The organism is Mailhella sp. (genome assembly GCF_057866825.1).
Genome location: NZ_DBMAHT010000167.1, coordinates 1 through 3,616, shown reverse-complemented (window position 1 = coordinate 3,616; position 3,616 = coordinate 1). Strand labels below are relative to the sequence as shown.

The following is a 3,616-nucleotide window of genomic DNA, read 5'->3' as shown; positions in this document are numbered from 1 at the left end:
CTGCCCGTCCACGTCCGTTTCGGCGCGCCGGTGGACATCAAGGGCCCGGGCAAGGAAGAGCACGCCGCCATCGTGAACTTCATCAAGACCAGCTTCGACGAATGGGCGGCCGCCGATGGCAAAGCGTGAAGACTGCTCTCCCTCGCTGGTAAGAACGCTGTGTGAAAAAGCGGGCTTTTCGCTGACGGCGGAACAGGCCGCCGAGCTCGCCGGCTATCTTGACCTTCTCATGCGCTGGAACAGGATGATGAACCTCGTGGGAGCCAGGCACTGGAGAGACGCGCTGGACGAACTTATTCTGGACAGCTTTCATCTCAACGCCTTTCTCAGAAAAAACATCCTGCCCGACCTGCCGCCTGAGCCCGTGACCTGGGATCTCGGCTCCGGTGCAGGGCTTCCCGGCATTCCGCTGCGCATGGTCTGGAACGACGGCAGCTACTGGATGGTGGAATCGCGCGACAAGCGCACGATTTTTCTTTCCACGGTGCTGGCGCGCCATCCGCTGAAGGACACACACGTCTTCCGCGGCCGGGCCGAACAGTTCATGGAGGGGAAAAAGGCCGATCTCATCGTCAGCCGTGCATTCATGCCCTGGAAGGACATGCTTTCCTTCGTGAGCGGTCATCTTACGGAAAACGGACGCGTCGTGTTTCTGACCCGGGAGGAGCTCAGGCCGGACGACGACCTGCCCTGGACGCTGACGGCCGTTGAGCCGTACCAGGCGGGCAACACGACGCGCTATTTCTGCGCGTTCCGGGAAGGCCGGGACTGAGCGGAGCTTCCCGCCAGGCTTTCAGGCGTCGGGCTGCCGTTTCCGACATTATCAGACATCATATGAACAAGGGGTGGAAGAAGTTCGTCTTCTCCCGCCCCTTTCCTTATTAATCAAAAAGCCCGGAGCTCACACTCCGGGCCGAACACGTCATCCGACGCAGCAACATTCACGAACATCCGCCGATGGACATTCCGTCCGGCGGACACTCGGCAACGCTGCGGCATGCCGGAATCGGGCCGCGCCGCCCTTCCGGAACGCCGACGTCGCCGGAAACTCAGTTGAGCTTCTGCTGTTCGTTGAAACGGTCGATATATTTCTGACGGCATTCATAGCTGCAAAAATGCAGCGTCTGATCGCCGTTGCGGACCGTGATGGAATTGTCCTTGTCCACATAGGTGCCGCAAACGGGATCCTGCACCATTTCTCCGGATTCCATGCGCTTTTTCTGCTGCTGGGCTTCCTTTTCGGCCTTTTTCTTGCTGTCGTTCATGAAAAGCCGATACAGGACATAGCAGACCAGTACAAAAATGACTACCTTGATAATCATACTCTCTCCTGAGCAGGGTTGTCGTGACTTCACAGAGGCGCAGAGGCAGCGCGCACAAGGTGAATCTATTGGAAAATGGAGGAACCTTCAAGCCGACAGGGCAGTTTCTCCAGCAGGGACTTCACGCTTCTGCCGTCCGGCATGACGAGATCGGGAGCAATTTCCAGCAGCGGAACCAGCACAAAGGCTCTTTCGGACATCCGCGGATGCGGCAGAATGAGATGATCGCCCAGCCGCTGCGTCTCGTTTCCGAAAAGGAGCAGATCCATGTCGATGACCCGCGGTCCGAAATGGTCGCCTTCCACGCGAACGCGTCCCATGGCGGATTCCTTTTCCAGCATGGCGTCCAGAAGATGCACGGCGCTCATGTCGTCCGGGCAGTCGAGACGAACAACCTGATTGAGGAACCACGGCTGATCCTTTCTTCCCTGCGGCTCCGTGCTGTAAAGAGAAGAAGCCGCCGTCACCCGCACGCCGGGCACGGCGTCGAGTTCCGCCCGGGCCCGGGCCAGATGCGCTTTTGCATCCCCCATGTTCGAGCCGAGGCACACATATGCCTGTATCATGTTTTTCCTTCCTGTTTTTCCTGCACAAATACACTCCGGCACGGGCTTCTGTCCAGTCCGGCACCCGAACTCGCTTGACACCGGACTTGCGCCTGTTGCACAAAAAGCCATGACGACTTTCTCTTCTGTCTCCGCCCCGTCGGACGCCCCGCTGATTTCCGTGCGCGGCGTGCGAAAAAGCTACGGCTCCCTCCACGCGCTGAACAACGTCTCCTTCGACGTCATGGAAGGAGAAAAGGTGTTTCTCATCGGCCCTTCCGGCTCGGGCAAATCCACCATGCTGCGCTGCCTCAACCGCTTGGAAATCATTCAGGCCGGGCAGATTCTTGTCGAAGGCAAGGACATCTACGACAGCGCATGCGACATCTGCCGTCTCCGCCAGGACATGGGCATGGTGTTCCAGTCGTTCAATCTCTTTCCGCACCTCAATGTGCTGGAAAATCTGATGCTCTGCCCCGTCCGCCTGCGCGGCATGACGCGCGCCGAGGCCGCCGATCTGGCCGACGCCCTGCTCAGGCGCACGGGCCTTGCCGACAAAAAATACGCCTTCCCCGACGAGCTTTCCGGCGGACAGAAGCAGCGTGCGGCCATCATCCGGGCGCTGGCCATGAAACCGCGCATCATGCTGTTCGACGAGCCGACCTCCGCCCTTGATCCGGAAATGACGGGCGAAGTGCTCGACGTCATGACCGATCTTGCCCGCGACGGCATGACCATGGTCGTGGTCACGCATGAAATGGGCTTTGCCCGCGAGGCGGCCGACAGAATTCTGTTCATGGACCAGGGCGAAATCCTTGAACAGGGCTCGCCGCACGATATTTTTTCCAGCCCTCAGCATCCGCGGCTCAGAAGCTTTCTCCGTCAGATGTCGCGCTAATACACGGAAATTCCTGATGGATGACGGCATGATTTACTGAGCGTCGAGCCCTCTCTTCCCTTGCAAGTCGAGCAGGCCCATGCTACTGCTTGCACTATGACCTCCAGCCTCCGCCACTTGCTGCTTGCCATGGGAACGGCGATTCTGCTCTGCCCCGTCTCCGGTTGCGGGCTGTTTCGCCACGCGGCCGAACAGCAGCAGGAAGACGTCTCCCCGCTTTTCGAACGCGATCCCGTGCCCTACAGCGTGGACATCCGCGTGGAGGGCGACGATTCCGGCATCCGCTCCGCGATGGAGCGTCACAGTCAGCTCGTGCAGCTGCGCGACACCCTGCCGGACGGTCTCATAGGACTCATGCGGCGCGCCCGCATCGACAGGGACAACGCCGTCAAGCTGCTCCATTCCCTCGGCTACTACGACGGCACGGCAAAAACGGACGTCACGGAACCGAAAGACGGCGCGGAAGCTCGCGTCACGCTCACGCTGATTCCCGGGCCGCGCTACAGCATTGGCCGCGCCGAGCTTTCCTACCAGCCGGAGCCTGCGCCGCTGCCGCCCTTCCCGGGCGTTGAGACCGCGCCGGTTCCCGAAACTCTTCCCTTGAAGGATGGGGAGCCCGCCGAGGCGGACAAGGTGCTTGCCGCCGTTGACGAAATTCCGCAGACGCTGCACCGCTCGGGCTACCCCGAGGCGGACGTTGCCTCCACGCGCTACACGCTGAACAAACGCAAAAAAACGCTGAACGCCGACGTGACCGTCAATCCCGGTCCGGCCGCGGTCATGGGCGACGCCTCCATTCGCGGCGCCGACAATGTGGATCACGCCTATCTGCAGAAGCTCGTGACATGGCA

5 protein-coding genes are annotated in these 3,616 nt (G+C 60.5%); 3 read left to right on the top strand and 2 right to left on the bottom strand.

Going from position 1 to position 3,616, the window contains the following annotated elements; translation table 11 throughout:
- Positions 1-115 precede the first annotated feature (115 nt).
- Complete coding sequence (locus ACZM96_RS10115) at positions 116-772, top strand: 16S rRNA (guanine(527)-N(7))-methyltransferase RsmG (protein WP_489488892.1); 657 nt, start codon at positions 116-118, stop codon at positions 770-772.
- 277 nt (positions 773-1,049) lie between these two features.
- On the opposite strand, the gene ACZM96_RS10110 is transcribed toward ACZM96_RS10115, so the two are convergent.
- Together ACZM96_RS10110 and folK are read right to left on the bottom strand one after the other, a co-directional pair.
- Positions 1,050-1,322: a transcriptional regulator gene (locus ACZM96_RS10110; RefSeq protein WP_489488890.1), complete on the bottom strand. Its 273-nt coding sequence runs from the start codon at positions 1,320-1,322 to the stop codon at positions 1,050-1,052.
- A 65-nt stretch (positions 1,323-1,387) separates the two neighbouring features.
- Positions 1,388-1,888 (bottom strand): 2-amino-4-hydroxy-6-hydroxymethyldihydropteridine diphosphokinase, encoded by a 501-nt coding sequence (gene folK, locus ACZM96_RS10105; RefSeq protein ID WP_489488889.1) that lies wholly within the window; start codon positions 1,886-1,888, stop codon positions 1,388-1,390.
- 109 nt (positions 1,889-1,997) lie between these two features.
- Between folK and ACZM96_RS10100 the strand changes: the two genes are divergently transcribed.
- The gene (locus tag ACZM96_RS10100; protein ID WP_489488887.1) at positions 1,998-2,765 is read left to right on the top strand and encodes an amino acid ABC transporter ATP-binding protein; all 768 of its coding nucleotides are present in this window, start codon (positions 1,998-2,000) and stop codon (positions 2,763-2,765) included.
- A 96-nt stretch (positions 2,766-2,861) separates the two neighbouring features.
- Positions 2,862-3,616: POTRA domain-containing protein (locus ACZM96_RS10095; RefSeq protein ID WP_489488886.1), on the top strand; the 755-nt coding region annotated here is incomplete at its 3' end.